The sequence below is a fragment of the Streptococcus mitis genome, assembly GCF_026782895.1.
Taxonomy (GTDB): domain Bacteria; phylum Bacillota; class Bacilli; order Lactobacillales; family Streptococcaceae; genus Streptococcus; species Streptococcus mitis_CB.
On record NZ_JAKUXJ010000006.1, the window covers coordinates 179,446 to 199,561 of the forward strand.

Genomic DNA, 20,116 nt, shown 5'->3' on the forward strand with positions numbered 1-20,116 from the left:
TTTGGATTTTTTATATCCTTTGATAAATACTACATTACTTTAGTTATCTTTAGCTTCATTTTACTCCCCTATAAAATGAATGTCAACAAATAACATAAAACATTGTGAAAAAAATATTTTATCATGCTAGAGGTATTTACTCGCTTCTTTGATGCTAAAGTAAGCTACTTCTCCAATATTATTTTTACATAACTATTAAAACTCCTCATGCCCCACCAAGTGGTGCTGAAAGGCATAGACTGCAGCCTGGGTACGATCGCTGACTTCAAGTTTGGCTAGGATATTGGACACATGGGTCTTGACCGTCTTGAGAGAGATAAAAAGTTCGTCTGCGATACGCTGATTTTCATAACCCTTGGCGATGAGTTGAAGTACATCTCGCTCACGCGCAGTCAGGTCCTCATGTAGTTCTATGTGATTGCGGTGGTATTCGACTTTTTTGCTGACCTCTTGCTCAATGGCCAACTCCCCAGCAGCCACCTTACGGACAGCATGGAGCAATTCATCTGCACTAGAAGTTTTAAGCATATAGCCACAAGCACCTGCATCTAAGACGGGCATAATTTTTTCATTGTCCAAATAAGAGCTCACTATCAAAATCTTGGCTTCGGGCCATTCTTTGAGGATGGCCAAGGTCGCGTCAATCCCATTCATCTCAGGCATGACAATATCCATGACAATGACATCTGGACGTAATTCCAAGGCTAAGTCAATGCCTTGAGCCCCATTGACCGCCTCCCCTACAACTTCTACATCGTCTTGGAGGTCAAAGTAGCTTTTCAAGCCCAATCGGACCATTTCATGGTCATCAACTAGTAAAATTTTCATCTTTACTCCTTTATCATTCCTTATCAAGCAGGGGAATACGGATATCAACTGCCAGCCCTTGCTTGGGTGCTGTCAATAACTGAACCGTCCCTGCCATATCTTCAACCCGCTCCTTGATATTGCGGAGTCCATAACTCAGGTCATCTAAGCTCCCCAGTTGGAACCCAATCCCATTGTCCACCACCTTCAGCTGCAATTCAACATCTGTCTGATAGAGGTAGACATCTAGGCAAGAGGCCTGAGCATGGCGGAGGGTATTGCTGATCAACTCTTGCAGGATACGGAAGATATGCTCCTCGATTTTCTTAGGCAATTTCGTCACATTTTGCTTGAAACTAACTCTGAGATCACTCTTGTCCTCAAGCTCTTTTAAGAGGATTTGGATTCCCTCAACTAGACTCTTCTGCTCCAGTTCAACTGGTCGCAAATGCAGGAGCAAGACTCGCAAATCCTTCTGGGCAGTTTCTAAAATAGCTGTGACACTCTGCAACTGGGTCTGCATCTTTTCTCTATCCAATTTCAAAGCCTGCTGACTGACACCTGACAAAATCATGTGAGCCGCAAACAACTCCTGACTGACTGTATCGTGCAAATCCCGAGCAATTCGCTTCCGTTCCTTCTCGATGATTTCCTCCTCCTGAGCAAGGCTGTGATTTTCAGCCTTTTGCAGAGTCTCTGTCAAAAGGTTAAGTTTCCCTGACAAGGACTTGAAACTGGCATCCAAATCTGGATCTGCAAGCTGAACCACTTCTTGTCCTGCCAATAAACGCTTGAGATTAGCTTGCGTTTTTCTGAGAGAAAACTCTTCAACACCTCGCCAAAACAGGGCTAAGAGGCAGGTCATGGACATGCTAAATACCAACAACAAAAAGATAAATTTTTCTGTTTTTTCGACATCATGTAAGAAAATAGACCAGTCAAAGTCAAGGATGTCCAGCAAGCTGTGAGAGAAAAATAAGACAAACAGGAAGGAGGTAATGGCAATGATTACATAAGCTTGTTTTTTCATCCTCTGACCACCTCAACATCGCCAATCATAGTTGTCAAGAAAATCTTGACACTCTTGTTACTCTTAAGATAGTCTCTTGTTTCTTGATGATAGTGTTCATTGCGGAGGGCTCGCTTGGGCTGGTTGAAAAAAGTCAAATCACCATAGAGACAGTTAACGCTGAGACTGACTTCCACATCTACAGGTACAATGATTTTGGTCGTTCCTACCATCTTTCTGAGGATAATGACATTGTCATGATTGGTTAAGATGACCCTCTCCAGATGAATAGTGTCCTTCCCCATGAGGCGAAAGAGATTGATATCATCAAACTGGCAAGTCTGGTAGCTTGAAAAATGATGGAGATTTCCAAACCAACGATTTTTCTCCTTCTTAACCGTCACCACCTCTTCAAACACCAAATTGGTTTGCTCTTTTTCCTGATTCATCATCGGGTAAAGAAGAAAGAGACTGTATATAACCGCAACAAAAATAGCTAGAATCACAAAAGGATTGAGCATGACGATGAAAAAGAAGAGAATGGTTGCCACCACTAAAAGAAGATTATTGCCCTCTTTACCAGTGTAATAGCGAATCAAAAGTAAAAAGAGGAATAGTATCAGCAGAAAACGCGAAAAATGCTCTGAAACCATCAAAATCAGAGCTCCTGTCAAAAGACAGGCTTCGATAAATAAAAAGATTTTAAATTTTCTCATAGGTTCATCCTCTCTCTTCTATTTTATCACACTTCAAAAAAGTCACCTCGGTCTGAAGATGGAAAAAAGGCGATGGTTACGCCTTTTTCATCTGATCCTTTGCTTCTTTTAATTTTCCATAAAGAAGATAGTCTACTTTTTGCAAATCTGCTATGGTGACACAATTAAGGGCACACATAATCAAGCGTAGATCTGCTTTCCATCCTTGAACAATGTCGATCACTTCTTCAACTGTGTAGCTTTCAACCAATTCCAGAACGGTTCGTGACAGGCCTACAGCCTTGGCCCCAAAGACCAAGCACTTAATCATATCCAGCGGATTCCGAACGCCACCACTGACCAAGAGTTCAACCTTGTCTTTCCAGTCTTGGGCATTGAGAAGGACCTGCATGGTAGATTGCCCCCATTGATTAAGGTAATCACGCTGGCCACTGCGACGATTTTCGATATAAGCAAAGCTGGTGCCACCACGACCTGACAGGTCAAAGGTTCGAACGCCCAATTCATAGGCTCTTTCGATGGTCTTGGCATCCATTCCAAAGCCAACTTCCTTGAGAACAATAGGAACGGGGATTTGCTTGCTATAATCTGCTAGATGCGATTGCCAGCTTCTGAACATTCTTTCTCCCTCTGGCATGAGTAATTCCTGCATGACATTGACATGCACTTGTAAAAGTAAAGGATTCATCTCCGTCACCGTCTGCAAACCAAGTTCAACCGGCTTATCCAATCCAATATTGGTTCCAAGAAGGAGATTTGGATGACTAGACTTAACAGAAAAAGAGTCATCTGCTGGATCTTTGAGGGCTGCGCTATAAGAACCCGTTACAAATAAAATACCACAGGTTTCCGCCACCTGAGCCAGCTTTTGATTGATTTCTCTTCCCTTATCGCTTCCACCCGTCATGGCATTGATATAAAAAGGAAAGTCCCACTTACGACCAGCAAATTCTGTCGAAAGATTGATTTCATCCAGATCGTAAAGAGGCAAGGAAGAATGAATCAACTCCACCTCATCAAAGCTGTTATAGGAACTTTTCTGCTCAAGGGCATAGCGGATATGCTCATCCTTACGATTTGTCGTCATGTCCTATCCTTTCTTGGTATAAGAGCTCAATCCCGAGATCGGCCCAGCGAGTTTTTAAGGTTTCGGTTGATTGCGCATCAAAACTCAAGGCAATGCCACAGTCACCACCACCAGCACCGCTACTCTTAGCAACAGCTTGCAAATCTTGACTGGCTTCTTTCAGCTGTCTGAGCGAAGGTGTGTAAATATCTGGACTCAAGCCTTCTAAAAGCTGGCTGGCTGTTTCCACCTGCTCAATGATTTTTTCTGCATTCCCTTGCTCCAAGGCTTCTACCAAAGAAGCCACCGTTTCTTTTGAGGAAGTTAAAAAATTTTGATTGATATTTTGCTTGATTTGCTGGACCATGTGACTCGATACAGCCACTTCCTTGGTCCATCCCACTAGGAAATCACATTCTAAAGTTGGTTTCACTTGTGAAATTGAAAAGCCCCAATCACGCTCCAGAACAGTCGCCAAATTTTCTTCTTCCAACCAAGCAGCCACCTTCTGGCGATCAAATGACTGGTAGAGAACCAATTCCTCTGCCACAATACAGGCAAGGTCCCCCATAGAACCATTGTCTCCGCGCTTGAGCAAGACAGCACTAGCCAGCTTGAATAAGAGGCCCTGATTAACAGAAAGATTATATAGAGCTAGCAGAGCTTTGACAACCAAGACAACGACGCTGCCACTAGAACCTAAACCAAACTTTTTCCCTTCTCGTTCCATTTTTCCTCGGATTTCTAGAGAAAAAGGTTTTAAAGTTTGACCTCGATAAATCAGGAAATCTTCCACTAAAGCAATCGTTTCTTGAATCAAGCTGTAGTCAGGATTCGGCGTCAAATCCACTGCGAAACCAAACATATCTGAGTAGATACGGTAACTATCAGAAAAAGCAATCTCGCCCTTCATATAGATGGGAATGGCCTTTATCAAGGCCAACTGCCCTGGCTCTAAAACAGCATATTCACCTGCCCAATAGAGCTTTCCGCAAGTTTTAACAGCAATCATCTTGGCTCAAATCCTTTGTTTTTGACACAATCAAGCGATAACGTTGACCGAAGATTTCTGATAAATGCTCCAAGTCTTTCTCCTGACAGAGGACCTTGACATTGGGACCAGCATCCATAGTAAAGTAACAAGCCTCTCCTTGCTCACGTAGCTGGCGAACAAAGTCCATGGCTTCATAAGACGCATCCGTCAGATAAGAAAAGGCTGGTGATGCTGTTTTGGTCGTAGCGTGCATAGCTAGGGCATTTTCCTCCGTTAACTCCCCAACCTTGGCAAAGTCATTTTCCTTGAGATAAACCAGCATATCCTGATAATCCTTCTCAGACTGACGTACCCAGTCGTCAAAAGTCGTCGAAGTTTCCACACAGAGTTTCATCCCGTCACGGCTAGAGATTGGTTTTTTCTTATCCTCTAGCACCAACATAATCATAGCTAGTTTCAAGTCTGTCTCTACAGGGTAAATTTCTCCACTATCCTTGTCCCAGGCTCCTAGCGGTCCATAAAAACTCCGAGAAGAAGAGCCTGAAGCAAACTTAGCCTCCTGCGCTAACTGACTTCTATCCAATCCAAGCTTGAAATAAGCATTACAAGCCTTGACCAGGGCGGACAAACCACTAGAACTTGAGGACAGACCCGCCGCGGTAGGCATATTGTTCTGAGTATCAATACGGACAAAGCCCTCACCAGCTGGACGATAACGGTCAATAATCTTACTCATCTTAGCATGCTCCGCCTCATTTTGTAACTGACCATTGATATAAAATGCATCAGCCATCGCATCCGTCGGTAGCGGCGACAAAGTCGTCTCCGTGTACATATTTTCCAAAGTCAGAGAGATACTGCTAGTAGCAGGCACCATCTCTTTTTCTTTTTTCTTTCCCCAATATTTGATAATGGCAATATTTGCGTAGGAACGTACTTTTACAGGCTCTCTATCCATGTCTGAACAGCTCCTTTCTCTTCTAATCTTTCTGCTAGTTCTTGTGCGTGTGTCAAATTGTCTGCCAAGGCTATGATACAGCCTCCTAGCCCACCACCGCTCATCTTGGCACCCAAAGCACCATGATTAAGAGCCGTTTCAACGAGGGAATCTGCCTCAGGGCTACTAACACCAATTTCTTTTAGATGTAAATGCGCTTGACTGAGGATTTCCCCCAGCCCTTCAGCATCTTTTTGTGAAATCGCTTCTTCTGCCTGCTGGGTCAATTCTCCCAAGGCATGCAAAAACGGCAGGGCATCCTTGCCCTTGTTTTGAACCACTTGGATGGCTTCACGAGTATGACCATAAACACCGGTATCGGCAATCACCAAATAGGCGGATAAGTTCATCTCAAGCTCTGTAAATCCTACGTTCTTAATAAAGCGAATAGGCTGGTCACTGAGACAGGTCTTGGCATCCAAACCACTTGGATTCATATGGGCAATCATCTCCGCCCGATTGACCAAGATTTCTAGTACATCATGAGGCAGGTCAGCTTGATAATAGTCAAAAACAGCTCGAGTGGCCGCTATACTGATAGCAGCTGACGAACCCATTCCCCGCTTCTCAGGGATAGCCGAGTCAATCTCACAGCGAATGCAGGATTCTTTGATATCCAAATACTCAAGCGAAGCATAAACCGCCATGGACAAAGTATCCTCCTCATAGAGACGCCAAGGACTCGCTGCAGGAACTACCTTACAAGTCACCTCCACCTCCAAAAGAGGCAAGGAAATAGCAGGATAGCCGTAAACGACCGCATGCTCCCCTATTAAAATAATCTTACTATGTGCCTGACCGACACCAACCTTTTTTGTCATGTTATCCTTTTACTAGACGAAAAAGTCGTCTCATACTCAATGAAAATCAAAAAGCAAACTAGGAAGCTAGCCGCAGGCTGTACTTGAGTACGGTAAGGCGACGCTGACGTGGTTTGAATTTGATTTTCGAAGAGTATTATTTTTCCTACAAGTATTTATTCTCTCCTATCTATTTTATTATATTTTCACAAAAAAAGCGATTGTTTCCTTCACAATCGCCTCTTTCATTATTGAACCCATTCGCCATTATAATTGACAGAATAGCCATCTACAGTCGTATTCACTGCTAAAGCACCTGAGCTATAAGCGTAGTACCATTTACTGCCGACCTGGAACCAGCCAGTGACCATAGCTCCTGATGAACGAAGATAGTACCACTTGTTACCAAGGTATTGCCATCCAGTTTTCATATCACCATTTGACTGGTCTAAATAATACCAAGTTGAGCCTTCCTGATACCAACCCGTCGCCATGGCTCCTGATGAACGAAGGTAGTACCACTTATTGCCAAGTTGTTTCCAACCAGTTTGCATTGCAGCACTTGTTGGATCTAGATAGTACCAAGTTGAGTTATCATTGATCCAGCCTGTACGTCTTTCACCACCAAAGTAGTCTTTCCCTAAGTAAGCTGTTTTTACTAGGTAATACCAGTTGGATTGATCATAAAGCCAACCTGTTTTTAAAGAATGGTCTTGAGCAAAGTAATAATTTGCTAATTTAAGAACTTCTGGGCCTTCAAAGCCCTCACCATGTTTTTTACCAACATTTAACGAATCCTTAACTTCTAATTGTTTCCATCCAACAAATTCTTGTAGGACACCATCTTGTCCAAAGTAGTACCACTTCGGTTGAAGGGCAATTTCAAAAACTGGTCGATTATCAAATAAATCATCACGATAACCTGTCCCAGGGATTTCTAAGTATTGCCAACCAACTACCATTTCTCCACTATCACCAAAATAGTAGGTTTTACCGTCTATTTTATGCCAATAGATTGCTTTATGGTCATCTTTTATATAATATTTTCTATTATCTTTATCAACAAACTGTCCACCTATAGTATCCGCCAATACTGCACTTGTTGCCAGTAAGCTAAAGAAAAAAACTGATAATGCAATTTGCATCAATTTTTTTATGATTTTCATTAGACCTATCCTCCATAACTGATTGTAGCAAAGATTCAATTACATGTCAATATATAGAATTTCCTCAAAAAAGCAGTTACAAAACTGCAACTGCTTTTCTATTCTTGCATGGTGTAACCGACACCACGCACGGTTTTAATGTAACTTTTTTGACCTTTTACATCCAGCTTGCTACGTAGATAACGGATATAGACATCCACGATATTCGTTTCGGTTGCACTTTCATACTTCCAGACACTTTCCAACAACTGCTCACGAGTCAGAACTTTCTTGCTTCCCATAAGAGTAGCCAAGAGGTCATACTCACGACGGGTCAGAGCAATCATCTCTTCGCCACGATAAACGGTATGATGTTCTACATCCATACGCAGATTGCGGTAAGACGTTGGAACCTTCATCTGACTACAGTGTTGGTCGATGAAGTCCCGACCTCGGAAAATCGCTGAAATACGAGCTACCAGATTATCAATGATTACTGGCTTATAGATGTAAGAAACGGCAAAGCGTTGGATTATCTCAAGCTGGTCTTGCAATTCTTCACGATGGTCCAAGACCATGATGATTGAAGCTGGCTTAGTCCGACTCAGCCTATCTGCAAAATCCTGGGCTGTCATATCCCCCAGACGAGCATTCAATAAAATCAAGTCATAGTCTGTCTGAAGAGCCATGGAGAGGGCTTTTTGCCCCTCCTCAACCTGATCAACTCGGTATTGCTCTTTTTGGAGTTCCAAACTTAAAAAATGAGCTAGATTTCGTTCTTTCTCAAGTAATAAAATCCGTTTCCCCATGGCAGACCTACTTATTTTTCGTCATACCAAGAGTAGTGGAATGTTCCTTCTTTGTCTTTACGTTGGTAAGTGTGGGCACCAAAGTAGTCACGTTGCGCTTGGATCAAGTTAGCTGGAAGGTCAGCTGAACGGTAGCTATCAAAGTAAGTAATCGCTGCTGAGAAAGTTGGTACTGGCACACCAGCTTGAACAGCAAGAGCTACGATATCACGCACTGCTTGTTGGTACTTAGCAGTAACATCCAAGAAGTACTCATCCAAAAGAAGGTTAGCAAGGTCTGCATCACGGTTGTAAGCATCTGTAATCTTTTGCAAGAAACGAGAACGGATGATACAGCCATCACGCCAGATAGATGCGATATCTGCAAATGGCAAGTTCCAGTTGTTTTCTTTAGAAGCTACACGCAATTGCGCAAAACCTTGTGCGTATGAAATGATTTTTGAGAAGTAAAGGGCTTGACGGATCTTTTCAATCAACTCAGCCTTGTCTCCTTCAAATTTGAAGGCAGCTGGTTTTGGAAGAACTTTGCTAGCATGCACACGTTCTTCTTTGTAAGTAGAGATGTAACGTGCAAATACTGACTCAGTGATTAGTGACAATGGCACACCAAGGTCAAGTGATGATTGGCTAGTCCATTTACCAGTTCCCTTGTTACCTGCAGCATCAAGGATGTAGTCTACGATTGGTCCATCTTGACCTTCATCGTCTTTACGGCTCAAGATATCAGCTGTGATTTCGATTAAGTAGCTGTCCAATTCACCCTTGTTCCACTCAGTAAAGATTTCAGCCATATCTTCTGCAGAAAGGCCTAGCAAGTGTTGCATCAAGTCATAGCTTTCTGCGATCAATTGCATGTCACCATACTCGATACCGTTGTGAACCATTTTCACATAGTGACCAGCTCCATCAGGACCGATGTAAGTCACACATGGTTTGCCATCTTCTGGTGCTTTAGCTGAGATTTCTTCAAGAACATCCGCAACCAATTCGTAGGCCTCTTTTTGTCCACCAGGCATGATAGAAGGACCTTCTAGGGCACCTTTTTCACCACCAGAAACCCCAGTACCGATAAAGTTGATACCTGAGTTTGCTAATTCTTCATTACGACGGATTGTATCTTTGTAGAAAGTGTTTCCTCCGTCAATCAAGATGTCACCTTTGTCAAGGTGTGGAAGAAGGGCTTGAATTGTAGCATCTGTACCAGGTCCAGCTTGAACCATCAGCATGATACGACGAGGTTTTTCGATTGAGTTTACAAAACTTTCAACGTCATAGCTTGGTACAAACTTCTTTTCAGGATGACAAGCAATTACATCTTCAGTTTTTTCTTTACTACGGTTGTAAATAGCAACTGTGTAACCACGAGATTCAATATTAAGGGCAAGGTTACGACCCATTACGGCCATACCAACAACACCAAAGTTAGCTTTTGTCATTTGACACTCCTCTTGTTTAATTTGTTTTATTTTATCATTTTTACTTTTGAAAAGAAAGAATTTTGTAACGACTGCTTAGTAGTCCAAAGCATCTGCATGTCCAGAACCATTTCCAACAAAGTATCCTGTCTTACAGTTAAGGGTAAAGAGATAGGTTCCATCTGGCTTGTAGAGGTTGTAATAACCATTGCCATTAACGATATTAACACGTTCAAGGATATATTGGTTACCAGTGATATAACCACGTGAACGTGAAGTCGCTAGAATTTGTTCTAAGACACCATCCGCGAAATCCCAGGCAGAATTATTGCTATCATCAATAGCAGATTGATTGTAGGCAACACGACTAGCACTTCTTTGAACAGAAACACCCGCACTTGATAGACCCATATTGACTTCACTATGAGAACTTCTAGTTTCATTTGATGCCGTATTTGAACTACTTGGTTTTGTCTCACTAGTCGTATTTTCACTTGCTTGGCGAGAACTTGAGCTGCTAGTTTCACTTGAACTTGAGCTTGAAGCACTTGTTTGCTGGCTCTTACCAAGGCTGATAGCCTTATCTAGAACTTTATCAAGTTCTGTATTTCCAGTTTTAATATCCGTAAATTTAGCATTCGATTTGGCTTTGGCATTGGTATCCAAAACACCATCAACAATAGCTGGTTTTTCAAATTGTGCATTGACATCTTGAATGGCCTTGATTTGAGTTGCTAGACTATCATACTTCGATTTGGCAAGGGTATGTTCGCGACTACCTTCTAGCTTATCAAGCAAAGTTTTAAGTTGGCTCAGTTTATCAAACTGGCTATTTTTCAAAGCCGTTTTGTTGCTATCTGTATAGAAGCCATCATATAAATTATTGAATTCTTCTACATCTGACTGCGTATTTGTAGTTGATTGAGAAGTCTGGATTTCCTTGGTCGAACGGGTCACTTGACGATAGACATAATAAGCACTGACACAGATAACCACTGATACGAGCGCCAAAGCGGTCAAAACAAAACCTTTTTTACTTTTCTTTTCTGGGTCCTCTTGATCCAGACGAGAAAGTTTTTTCTCCTCTTCCACTTCCCCAGTCATTTCTGCTGAATTTTCATCCTCTAGTACTATAGGATCCCAGTCTTTATCCTCATCGTCCAGAGGCAGTGGAGGTAAGATAGCTTCAGACGATAGAACTTCCTCTGAATAGGCTTCTGACTCCTCTACAGCTTCACGCACCTCTTGAATCAAGTCATCCAGACTCTGTGTTTCGATTAACTCCTCTTTTTTGTATTGGCGAGTCGCAAACTTATCTGCCTCAATTTCATCTTTATGTTGTTTCACATACTTGTCCAAGATAGAATCTCCAGGCAACACACCTGCTTCCACCTCTTCATTTTTTCGCATAGCTTCTCCAACCGTTAGCTCTTTGGCATCATCAAAATCAAATTGCGCTTCTTTATGTTCTGTTTTATGACGATTCCGTCTTTTCTTACTCATGAGTTTTCCTTCCTACTTTACTTCCTGACGTTTAACACGCTGACCAAAATATTGATACAAATCAACTTTTAAAGTTCCGTTGTACAACTTCCGTTTCTTATCCGCCTGACTACCGTACTTGGTCTCAAAGGCTTCATCACTGGTTAAGATAAACTTGCTCCAAGTTTTCAGAGGAGCAAATACTTGCCCCATTTCAGCATAAAGCTTGGTAACTCCTGCATCATCTGACAAGCGTTCCCCATAAGGTGGATTAGAGATAATCACTCCATTTATTTTATCAGAACGCAAATCCTGCACGCGCATCTGCTTAAAGGTAATATCTCCTGCAACACCTGCTGCCTGAGCATTGGCCTTAGCAATTTCCACCATATGTGCATCGATATCACAGCCCATGATATCCAGTTCCAGCTCACGATCCACTTTCTTAGCCGCCTCTGTGCGAACTTCCTGGATCAAGCGATCGCTAATCCAGTTCCATTCCTCAAAAGCAAAGGAGCGACGAAGACCTGGAGCCATCTTCCTAGCAATCATAACTGCCTCGATACAGAAAGTTCCTGAACCACAGGTTGGATCAATCAAGGGCTTGTCTGGATACCAGTTAGAGAGTTGCAAAATGGCTGCCGCCATATTTTCCTTGATAGGAGCCCCACCCTTTTCGGTACGATAGCCACGTTTAAAGAGACTGGAGCCTGTCGTATCAATCATGACAGTTGCTATGTCTTTAAGAATAGAGACCTCAATCTTAAACTCTGGACCATTCTCCATCAAGGGAACACCTTCTGGACGGGCATAGTGTTTCTGCAATTTCTTAACAACAGCCTTCTTTGAAATAGCCTGAACACTGGGCTCATTGTGAAGTTTAGATTTAACACATTTGGCTTTCGAAATCGGAAAACGAGCCCCAAGCGGTAAATAATTTTCCCAATCTAGAGCGAAAACTCCCTGAAAGAGCTCCTCAAAAGTCTTAGCTGGAAAAGTTCCTACGATAATCTTGATACGGTCTGCTGCCCGAAGCCAGAGGTTGGTTTCGATAATGGCTCTCACGTCTCCTTGAAAACGAACACGTCCATTTTCAACCTGACAATCGTAGCCCAACTCTCGCACCTCACGACCAACGACAGCCTCAAGACCCGCTGCAGCAGTAGCGATTAAATTAAATTCTTTTTTCATGTTACAGTCTTATAAGACCTTTCTATATGTCCACTTTAAAAAATGAGGTTGAGAAAGTTTTCTCAGCCCCAACCTATATGCAATTTTCTATAAGCCATGTTTTGTTCCAGAAGTGACTAGGACCACTTCCTTCGATAATCATCTGTCTACCACTAACAGCTTACAGCTGGTAGCAGTCAGAGTACTACGTTCGTTTCCGTGTACTCCATGCCCCGACCGAAATTTGGGTTGCTAGCTTGAGGGGTTTACCGCGTTCCACTCTCTCTGTTTCCAGAAAGACTCCGTCACTGTGGCACTTTCAAGCCTACTCTGGCCTATCCAAGGACTTAGCCATTTCGACTGCCGTAACGATCTCTCGTCCCTAGGCTTATGGATTCGCCTAGCACAAACACTACAGGCATCACAGCCTGTGCTAGCATGGACTTTCCTCATGAAAAGAAATTCTCCTCACGCGATTATCCAAAAATTGCACTTTTCAAATAAGCTCTTATAAATCAGAGTTATCCAAAATTTGTTTACCAAATACTTCTTTCTCAAGACGATTTAGACGTTTTAAAATATCAAAATTCGTCATAGAAGTTGTTGCTGTCATTTCAAGTGGTTCTGCTTGAACCGGTGCAGATTCAGGTTTGCGAGACAATTCTTCCTTCAACTCTGCAATTTCTTGACGGAGAGACTTGACTAAGGCAGCATAAGTTTCATAGTCCTTGATGACATCGTCCAAAAATTCATCAACTTCAACCTTACTATACCCACGGACTTCACGTCCAAACTCTTGCTCGAAAATATCTTTCGCTGAAAAAATAATACCTGCCATCTCTCTCTCCATTCTCGGTTTCTAATAGTATTATTATATAAAAAAAGGCAAACAAAAATCAAGGTCAAAGGCTTACTTTTCAGAAAAATTTTCTACTAACTCATTTAAGTCTTCAAACGTTAACCTTTTTATGCGATAACCTTCCTGATTTTTCATCAAATTGTCTATAAATTTTAATTTGGTCTCATTTTCTGGGTCATAGAAAAAATAAGCTAAATCAGTATTTTCCAGCAAAAATCGTTGGTAGTCTCGTAGTTGCCCCATATGTTCATATTTAGGATAGGCATATTTGACAAAATCGACCTGCTTAAATTGGCTCAGTTTCATCTGATTGCCTTCATTCCAATTTTCCCCATGGGTTTCAAAAGCAAAAATGGTGGCCAACTGGAAACCGTATTCGGTCTTCATTTCCTGAGCAACCTCTAAAACCCAATATTCAAAGCCCAAAGTCCCTGTAAATACAAGCCAAGTCACCCCATCTTCTGCCATAGCTTCTAAATCCCTACGTATCGCTTTTTTAATCAATTTAAGACGAGGATCCTTGTCAGAAAACAAACCCAAGTCAAAATTAGAATATCCCATAATTAAAGCTGTAGTCATTTTTACACCTTTCTTTCTATTTTTATGGTATAATAGAGTGATGTTATTGTACCAATAAGGAGAAATATGGTCAACTATCCTCATAAAATTTCATCAAAAAAAAGCCAAACATCCATTTCTCAACCAAAAAATTTCGCAAATCGAGGAATGACTTTTGAAAAGATGATTAACGCTACAAACGACTACTATCTGACGCATGGTATGGCAGTTATCCATAAAAAGCCAACGCCTGTTCAGATTGTTCGAGTAGACTATCCTCAACGTAGTCGAGCCAAAATTGTAGAAGCCTACTTTAGACAAGCTTCCACAACAGATTACTCTGGCGTATATAGAGGACATTACATTGACTTTGAAGCCAAGGAAACGCGGCAAAAAAATGCTATCCCAATGAAGAACTTCCATCTTCACCAGATTCAACATATGGAACAAGTTCTAGAACAGCAGGGCATTTGCTTCGTACTACTTCATTTTTCTTCTCGACAAGAAACTTATTTGTTGCCGGCACTTGATTTGATTCGCTTTTATCATCAAGATAAGGGCCAAAAATCAATGCCACTTGGATATATTCAAGAATACGGATATTTAATAAAGCAAGGAGCTTTCCCTCAAATTCCCTATCTCGATATTATCAAAGAACGTTTACTAGGTGGTAAAACAAGATGAATAAACAAACTATTCTGCGATTCTTAAAGTATATTGGAATTACATTTCTTACCTTATTTATCGCATTATTTCTATTAGGTGGAGGTGTCTTCCTCTACTTTGTTAGCAAGGCTCCAGCCTTATCTGAAAGTAAATTAGTTGCGACAACCTCTAGCAAGATTTATGACAACAAAAACGAACTGATTGCTGACCTTGGATCTGAACGTCGCGTAAATGCCCAAGCAAATGAAATTCCTACTGACTTAGTCAAGGCAATTGTGTCTATCGAAGACCACCGTTTTTTTGATCATAGAGGTGTTGATACTATTCGTATCATGGGAGCAGCATTGAGAAATCTACAAGGAGGAGGTCTACAAGGTGCCTCAACCTTGACACAACAATTAATTAAATTGACTTATTTTTCTACTTCAACTGCTGATCAAACCTTGTCACGTAAAGCTCAAGAAGCTTGGCTAGCCGTTCAACTAGAGCAAAAAGCAACCAAGCAAGAAATCCTGACCTATTACATCAATAAAGTCTACATGTCCAACGGTAACTATGGAATGCAAACCGCAGCCCAAAATTACTATGGAAAAGACTTGAAGGACTTAAGCTTGCCACAGTTAGCACTCTTGGCTGGAATGCCTCAAGCGCCAAACCAATATGATCCTTATTCCCATCCAGAAGCTGCTCTAGAGCGTCGTAACTTGGTACTTTCAGAAATGAAAGGGCAAAAATACATTAGTGCAGAAGATTATGAAAAAGCTATTAATACCCCTGTTACCGATGGTCTACAAAGCCTGAAATCCGGTAACAGCTATCCTGCATACATGGACAACTACCTTAAAGAAGTAATCGACCAAGTTGAACAAGAAACTGGTTACAACCTTCTTACTACAGGTATGGATGTCTATACAAATGTGGACAAAGATGTCCAACAACGACTCTGGGATGTTTATAACACCGACCAATATGTCACTTATCCTGATGATGACATGCAAGTAGCTTCGACTATTGTAGATGTATCTAATGGTAACGTTATTGCACAACTTGGTGCTCGTCATCAAGCAAGTAATGTTTCATTCGGCACCAACCAGGCTGTGGAGACCAATCGTGACTGGGGATCATCAATGAAACCCATCACTGATTATGCTCCTGCTTTGGAATTTGATATCTATGACTCAACTGCTACCATTGTACGCGATATCCCGTATAATTATCCTGGAACAAATACCCCTGTCTACAACTGGGATAGAGGATACTTCGGTAATATCACCCTGCAATATGCACTACAGCAATCTCGCAATGTTCCTGCTGTAGAAACACTCAACAAAGTTGGATTAAATCGTGCAAAAACCTTCTTAAATGGTTTAGGAATTGACTATCCAGATATGCATTATTCTAACGCCATATCAAGTAATACAACAGAATCTAATAAACAATACGGAGCAAGTAGTGAAAAAATGGCTGCAGCCTATGCTGCTTTTGCCAACGGTGGTATTTACCACAAGCCAATGTATATCAATAAGGTCGTCTTCAGTGACGGTAGTGAAAAAGAATTTTCAGATGCTGGTACACGAGCTATGAAAGAAACTACTGCCTATATGATGACCGAAATGATGAAAACTGTTTTAGCTTACGGAACCGGACGTGGTGCTTACCTACCATGGCTTCCACAAGCAGGTAAGACAGGTACTTCTAACTATACTGATGACGAAATTGAAAAGTATATCAAGAACACTGGCTACGTAGCTCCAGATGAAATGTTTGTAGGTTATACTCGTAAGTATTCTATGGCTGTATGGACTGGTTACTCAAATCGTTTAACTCCAATCGTTGGAGATGGTTTCCTAGTTGCTGCTAAGGTTTATCGCTCAATGATATCGTATCTATCAGAAGATGATCAACCTGGAGATTGGACGATGCCAGACGGCCTGTTCCGAAATGGAGAATTCGTCTTCCAGAACAACGCGAAGAACACATGGAATAATTCAGCAACACAACAAACACAAACGGTAGAAACTCCAAGCACAACAGCTGAAAGTTCAACTACACAGGCAAGTACGACGGTTGGTCAACAACCCAATAATGCTCCAGCAACTGATCCTAATCAAGGACAAGCTGGCCAGGCTGTTCAACCGACACAACCAGTACAACCAACGCCACAAAATCCACAAGTTCAACAGCAACCACAACAGTAAGATAAAAGAAAATTCTGAGAATAAAGGCTCAGGATTTTTTCTTCAACAAAATAGGATCTATCATATCTAAAAGCGATGATCGGCACCAATTCATTTTCGATAAACCAAAAGAAGTTAGCGAACAACTAACTTCTTTTTATCTTATTTCACATGTTTTGCGAGCTCTTCTTGCGCTTTTTTATTGGACTCTTCTTTTTCTTTCATCCATTTATCTTGGGCTTTTTGGTATTCATCTGCAGTGACTGCCTTGTCTTGAAGTTCAAGGTATTTATACAAGAGTGGTTCACTTGTTCCTTTGTTTCCTGACAATGCAAATGGTATTGTAAATGGTACCATCTTAGACAAGATTGGACGCCCTGTACGAGATGTAGTTGGAATAATCAAAGCACTATCTGTCAACCAAGCTTGAGCTGCAGCGTATTTATCATATCGTTTAGCAACATCTATAGACTCATCACCAGCTTCAGTAACCAATTTCTCGTAGTCATATAGACCTACTTTTTTAGCAGCTACATTATCTTTCCCTGAGTCAAATCCTAAATATGTTTTAGTACTTTCTCCTACAGATGGTTTGATGATGTCAAGGTAAGTTGATGGATCGGCAAAGTCTGGACCCCAACCGACATTATCTGATAAATCCCAGTCTTCGCCAGCAGCATTTTCAGCAAAATATGTAATATTGTTTACTTCATCTTTTTGTAGTTGTTGAATATCAATAATGACATTATCAGTTCCTAAAGTCGCTTCCAAGGATTGTTTCATAGATTGCACGCGCTGAACTTTTGTAGTTGCTGTTTGGTCAACAGGCATATCTAGGTGAATTGGGAATTGGACTCCTTCTGCTTGTAAGGCTGATTTAGCTTTAGCAAATTCAGCCTTGGCTTTCTCTGGATTGTAAAGGCCATCCTGTGCATCGGCAAGATTAACATCCTTCCATTCATCCCCATAAGTCACCAATTTTTCTTTGACCATATCGCCAAAGTTTTTCCCATCTGCTTGAACAAATGTTGGTGGAACAAAGAGATTGCGCAAGATTTTGCTTGCTCCAGTTTCTCCATTTAGCTGAGAGGCATAAGCTGTACGGTCAAAACCAAAGGCAATAGCTTGGCGGAAATCCTTATTTAAGAGAGCCTTTTTAGTAGAAGTCTTTTGTTCGTCACTAGTCTTAGAAGTATATTTATAGGACTGACGATCAATATTTGTTCCCACTAGATACGTAGTAGAGTCTTGTTGAGTATAGACAATATTATCCTTCATCTCTTTCTCAAGCTCTGCGAAACTTGCACTTGTTGGATAGAGACGAGCTGCTGTAAGGCTACCATCTTTAAAGTTTTCTGCAGGTTTACTAGTATCTTGACCATCCCAGAATGACAATTTGATCTTGTCAATATGCACATTATCCTTATCCCAGTAGTTCGGATTTTTCGCAAATTCAACAGAAGATTTGGTCACAATAGATTTCAACAAATAAGGGCCATTGTACAAGATACTGCTTGGATCCGTAGCTTTGGCAAAATCATCCCCTTTTGAGTTCAAAAACTCTTCATTGACTGGCGCAAGCACACCCATAGTTGTTTTAGAATTCCAAAAGCTTTCAGGTTTGTTCAAAGTGTATTGGACTGTTTGATCATCAAGTGCTTTAATCCCAACTTGAGAGAAATCTTTAATTTCCCCTTTAGCATAGGCATCCAGACCTTTGATCGAATCTTGTACCAAGTAAAGAGCTTCTGATTTCTTATCCGTTGCATATTTAAGTCCTGTCACAAAGTCCTGAGCCTTAACAGGAGCATACTCTTCTCCTTCGGATGTGTACCATTTTGCGTCCTTACGAATAGTGTAGGTGTAAGTCAAACCATCTTTAGATACTGACCAGTCTTCTGCCAATGAAGGAATAAGGTTCCCGTATTTATCATTTTCAAGCAATCCGTCAATCACATTACTAGTAATATCAGATGTTGAAGCTTTACCAGTTGTTAAATAATTAAGATTATCAGGATCTTTCTCGTATGTAAATGCAAAAGTCTGCTCACCTTTAGCACCAGAACCACCAGAACAAGCAGCTAAAACACCCGCTGCTAATAAAGTCACTCCCGCAAGAGCCAATACTTTTCTTGTTTTCATAGTCTTCTCCTTTGTTTTTTTATTCATTATAGACCCTTTTTCTAATCCTGTCAATACAATTTTCAGAATTTTTGAAAATTATTTTTTAAACAATAAGGTTGTAAAAATATGAATACTATCAAAAAACCTCGACTACACTAGGTAGTCAAGGAATGATCAATCATATTACTAAATAGCTACTGTAAACAGTTTTAGTTGTTTAATCTAACTCATTTCTTACACACTGCAAGGCAGCTCCGATTACCTGGTGCATATCGTAATAACGATAATGTCCTAAGCGGCCACCAAAGATAACATTGCCTTGCTCATCAGCCAATTTTTTATATGATTTATACAAATGATTATTACGATCATTATTAACTGGATAATAAGGCTCATCACCTTTTTCCCATGTTTTAGAATGTTCTTTAGTAATGATCGTCTTTGCTTGATTCCCAAACTCAAAATGTTTGTGTTCAATAATGCGAGTATATGGGGTATCTGAATCTGTATAGTTCACAACTGCATTTCCTTGGTAATTCTCCATATCCAAGGTCTCGTTTTCAAAACGAAGACTACGGTACTCTAGTTCACCCAACTTATAGTCGAAGAATTCATCAATCATACCAGTAAAGACAATCTTAGGGAAATCCTTCATATATTGCTCTTTATTCGCAAAGAAATCAACATTTGTTTCTACATCAATGTTTTCATGATCCAACATTTTTTCAACTATTTGAGTGTAACCACCAATTGGAATCCCTTGATAGGTATCATTAAAATAGTTGTTATCATAGGTCAGACGTACTGGCAAACGGCGAATGATAAAGGCTGGAAGTTCCGTAGTTGGCTTGCCCCACTGTTTCTCTGTATAATCTTTGATTAATTTTTCGTAGATGTCTGTACCTACAAGAGAAATAGCCTGTTCTTCCAAATTTTCAGGAGTTTTGCCATTTAAAACAGCACGTTGCTCATCAATCTTAGCCTGTGCTTCTGCTGGCGTTACAACTCCCCAAAGTTTATTGAAGGTATTCATATTAAAAGGAAGGTTATAAATCTCACCCTTATAATTAGCAACAGGGGAGTTTGTGTAACGGTTAAATTCTGCAAACTGATTTACATAATCCCAAATCTCCTTATCAGAAGTATGAAAAATATGAGCACCATACTGATGAACTTGAATTCCTTCCTCTTCACGAGTATAGATATTACCCGCGATATGATTTCGTTTTTCAATGACTTTTACTTTTTTTCCTTTTAGGGCTGCTTCATGGGCAAAGACTGCACCAAAAAGACCAGCACCAACGACAAGATAATCGTACATA

18 protein-coding genes and 1 other RNA gene are annotated in these 20,116 nt (G+C 40.9%); 2 read left to right on the top strand and 17 right to left on the bottom strand.

The genetic code is table 11. The features are described 5' to 3' along the window. Window positions 1-195: 195 nt before the first annotated feature. The 15 genes from MK480_RS08500 to MK480_RS08570 form a co-directional block, all read right to left on the bottom strand. Window positions 196-828 carry a response regulator transcription factor gene (locus MK480_RS08500; protein WP_268707521.1) on the bottom strand — a complete coding sequence of 211 codons (633 nt, stop codon included), beginning with the start codon at window positions 826-828 and terminating at the stop codon, window positions 196-198. A 13-nt stretch (window positions 829-841) separates the two neighbouring features. Further along, a complete protein-coding gene (locus tag MK480_RS08505; RefSeq protein WP_268707522.1) occupies window positions 842-1,837 on the bottom strand; it encodes an envelope stress sensor histidine kinase LiaS in 996 nt (331 codons plus the stop codon). Then, window positions 1,834-2,532 carry a cell wall-active antibiotics response protein LiaF gene (gene liaF / locus MK480_RS08510; protein ID WP_001224652.1) on the bottom strand — a complete coding sequence of 233 codons (699 nt, stop codon included), beginning with the start codon at window positions 2,530-2,532 and terminating at the stop codon, window positions 1,834-1,836. Before liaF ends, MK480_RS08505 begins: the two co-directional genes overlap by 4 nt. Window positions 2,533-2,608: 76 nt before the next feature. After that, entirely contained in the window at window positions 2,609-3,619 is a 1,011-nt protein-coding gene (gene fni / locus MK480_RS08515; protein WP_268707523.1) for a type 2 isopentenyl-diphosphate Delta-isomerase, read from the bottom strand. After that, the gene (locus tag MK480_RS08520; RefSeq protein ID WP_268707524.1) at window positions 3,603-4,610 is read right to left on the bottom strand and encodes a phosphomevalonate kinase; all 1,008 of its coding nucleotides are present in this window, start codon (window positions 4,608-4,610) and stop codon (window positions 3,603-3,605) included. Before MK480_RS08520 ends, fni begins: the two co-directional genes overlap by 17 nt. Beyond that, window positions 4,597-5,550: a diphosphomevalonate decarboxylase gene (gene mvaD / locus MK480_RS08525; protein WP_045612244.1), complete on the bottom strand. Its 954-nt coding sequence runs from the start codon at window positions 5,548-5,550 to the stop codon at window positions 4,597-4,599. Before mvaD ends, MK480_RS08520 begins: the two co-directional genes overlap by 14 nt. Beyond that, window positions 5,532-6,410, bottom strand: a complete 879-nt coding sequence (gene mvk, locus MK480_RS08530; RefSeq protein ID WP_045612245.1) for a mevalonate kinase — start codon at window positions 6,408-6,410, stop codon at window positions 5,532-5,534. The genes mvaD and mvk overlap by 19 nt, the downstream gene beginning before the upstream one ends. 227 nt (window positions 6,411-6,637) lie before the next feature. Further along, window positions 6,638-7,555 carry an N-acetylmuramoyl-L-alanine amidase family protein gene (locus MK480_RS08535; RefSeq protein WP_261011253.1) on the bottom strand — a complete coding sequence of 306 codons (918 nt, stop codon included), beginning with the start codon at window positions 7,553-7,555 and terminating at the stop codon, window positions 6,638-6,640. A 98-nt stretch (window positions 7,556-7,653) separates the two neighbouring features. After that, window positions 7,654-8,343: a response regulator transcription factor gene (locus tag MK480_RS08540; RefSeq protein ID WP_153199583.1), complete on the bottom strand. Its 690-nt coding sequence runs from the start codon at window positions 8,341-8,343 to the stop codon at window positions 7,654-7,656. Window positions 8,344-8,354: 11 nt separating this feature from the next. Beyond that, entirely contained in the window at window positions 8,355-9,779 is a 1,425-nt protein-coding gene (gene gndA, locus MK480_RS08545) for an NADP-dependent phosphogluconate dehydrogenase (RefSeq protein WP_153199585.1), read from the bottom strand. A gap of 75 nt (window positions 9,780-9,854) precedes the next feature. Next, window positions 9,855-11,261 (bottom strand): cell division site-positioning protein MapZ, encoded by a 1,407-nt coding sequence (mapZ, locus tag MK480_RS08550; protein WP_268707525.1) that lies wholly within the window; start codon window positions 11,259-11,261, stop codon window positions 9,855-9,857. Between the two features lie 12 nt (window positions 11,262-11,273). Then, window positions 11,274-12,431, bottom strand: a complete 1,158-nt coding sequence (locus tag MK480_RS08555; RefSeq protein WP_153199590.1) for a THUMP domain-containing class I SAM-dependent RNA methyltransferase — start codon at window positions 12,429-12,431, stop codon at window positions 11,274-11,276. Window positions 12,432-12,516: 85 nt separating this feature from the next. Further along, window positions 12,517-12,898: RNase P RNA component class B (gene rnpB / locus MK480_RS08560), an RNA gene on the bottom strand. A 20-nt stretch (window positions 12,899-12,918) separates the two neighbouring features. After that, window positions 12,919-13,248: a cell division regulator GpsB gene (gene gpsB, locus MK480_RS08565; protein ID WP_023946600.1), complete on the bottom strand. Its 330-nt coding sequence runs from the start codon at window positions 13,246-13,248 to the stop codon at window positions 12,919-12,921. A 72-nt stretch (window positions 13,249-13,320) separates the two neighbouring features. Further along, a complete protein-coding gene (locus MK480_RS08570) occupies window positions 13,321-13,848 on the bottom strand; it encodes an SLOG family protein (protein WP_125393566.1) in 528 nt (175 codons plus the stop codon). A gap of 66 nt (window positions 13,849-13,914) precedes the next feature. Between MK480_RS08570 and recU the strand changes: the two genes are divergently transcribed. Both recU and pbp1a read left to right on the top strand, forming a co-directional pair. Beyond that, window positions 13,915-14,511: a Holliday junction resolvase RecU gene (recU, locus tag MK480_RS08575; protein ID WP_033685492.1), complete on the top strand. Its 597-nt coding sequence runs from the start codon at window positions 13,915-13,917 to the stop codon at window positions 14,509-14,511. Continuing rightward, window positions 14,508-16,691, top strand: a complete 2,184-nt coding sequence (gene pbp1a, locus MK480_RS08580) for a penicillin-binding protein PBP1A (RefSeq protein WP_261020306.1) — start codon at window positions 14,508-14,510, stop codon at window positions 16,689-16,691. The genes recU and pbp1a overlap by 4 nt, the downstream gene beginning before the upstream one ends. A gap of 141 nt (window positions 16,692-16,832) precedes the next feature. Here pbp1a and MK480_RS08585 read toward each other — a convergent pair whose 3' ends face one another. Together MK480_RS08585 and glf are read right to left on the bottom strand one after the other, a co-directional pair. Next, the gene (locus MK480_RS08585) at window positions 16,833-18,812 is read right to left on the bottom strand and encodes a peptide ABC transporter substrate-binding protein (protein ID WP_268707526.1); all 1,980 of its coding nucleotides are present in this window, start codon (window positions 18,810-18,812) and stop codon (window positions 16,833-16,835) included. Between the two features lie 199 nt (window positions 18,813-19,011). Next, window positions 19,012-20,115 carry a UDP-galactopyranose mutase gene (gene glf / locus MK480_RS08590; RefSeq protein WP_261020303.1) on the bottom strand — a complete coding sequence of 368 codons (1,104 nt, stop codon included), beginning with the start codon at window positions 20,113-20,115 and terminating at the stop codon, window positions 19,012-19,014. Window position 20,116 lies beyond the last annotated feature (1 nt).

Bases quoted from the DNA above. Each gene is read 5' to 3' on its own strand.
- MK480_RS08500 (WP_268707521.1), bottom strand. From the start codon at position 828: ATGAAAATTTTACTAGTTGATGACCATGAAATGGTCCGATTGGGCTTG.
- MK480_RS08505 (WP_268707522.1), bottom strand. From the start codon at position 1,837: ATGAAAAAACAAGCTTATGTAATCATTGCCATTACCTCCTTCCTGTTT.
- liaF (WP_001224652.1), bottom strand. From the start codon at position 2,532: ATGAGAAAATTTAAAATCTTTTTATTTATCGAAGCCTGTCTTTTGACA.
- fni (WP_268707523.1), bottom strand. From the start codon at position 3,619: ATGACGACAAATCGTAAGGATGAGCATATCCGCTATGCCCTTGAGCAG.
- MK480_RS08520 (WP_268707524.1), bottom strand. From the start codon at position 4,610: ATGATTGCTGTTAAAACTTGCGGAAAGCTCTATTGGGCAGGTGAATAT.
- mvaD (WP_045612244.1), bottom strand. From the start codon at position 5,550: ATGGATAGAGAGCCTGTAAAAGTACGTTCCTACGCAAATATTGCCATT.
- mvk (WP_045612245.1), bottom strand. From the start codon at position 6,410: ATGACAAAAAAGGTTGGTGTCGGTCAGGCACATAGTAAGATTATTTTA.
- MK480_RS08535 (WP_261011253.1), bottom strand. From the start codon at position 7,555: ATGAAAATCATAAAAAAATTGATGCAAATTGCATTATCAGTTTTTTTC.
- MK480_RS08540 (WP_153199583.1), bottom strand. From the start codon at position 8,343: ATGGGGAAACGGATTTTATTACTTGAGAAAGAACGAAATCTAGCTCAT.
- gndA (WP_153199585.1), bottom strand. From the start codon at position 9,779: ATGACAAAAGCTAACTTTGGTGTTGTTGGTATGGCCGTAATGGGTCGT.
- mapZ (WP_268707525.1), bottom strand. From the start codon at position 11,261: ATGAGTAAGAAAAGACGGAATCGTCATAAAACAGAACATAAAGAAGCG.
- MK480_RS08555 (WP_153199590.1), bottom strand. From the start codon at position 12,431: ATGAAAAAAGAATTTAATTTAATCGCTACTGCTGCAGCGGGTCTTGAG.
- gpsB (WP_023946600.1), bottom strand. From the start codon at position 13,248: ATGGCAGGTATTATTTTTTCAGCGAAAGATATTTTCGAGCAAGAGTTT.
- MK480_RS08570 (WP_125393566.1), bottom strand. From the start codon at position 13,848: ATGACTACAGCTTTAATTATGGGATATTCTAATTTTGACTTGGGTTTG.
- recU (WP_033685492.1), top strand. From the start codon at position 13,915: ATGGTCAACTATCCTCATAAAATTTCATCAAAAAAAAGCCAAACATCC.
- pbp1a (WP_261020306.1), top strand. From the start codon at position 14,508: ATGAATAAACAAACTATTCTGCGATTCTTAAAGTATATTGGAATTACA.
- MK480_RS08585 (WP_268707526.1), bottom strand. From the start codon at position 18,812: ATGAAAACAAGAAAAGTATTGGCTCTTGCGGGAGTGACTTTATTAGCA.
- glf (WP_261020303.1), bottom strand. From the start codon at position 20,115: ATGTACGATTATCTTGTCGTTGGTGCTGGTCTTTTTGGTGCAGTCTTT.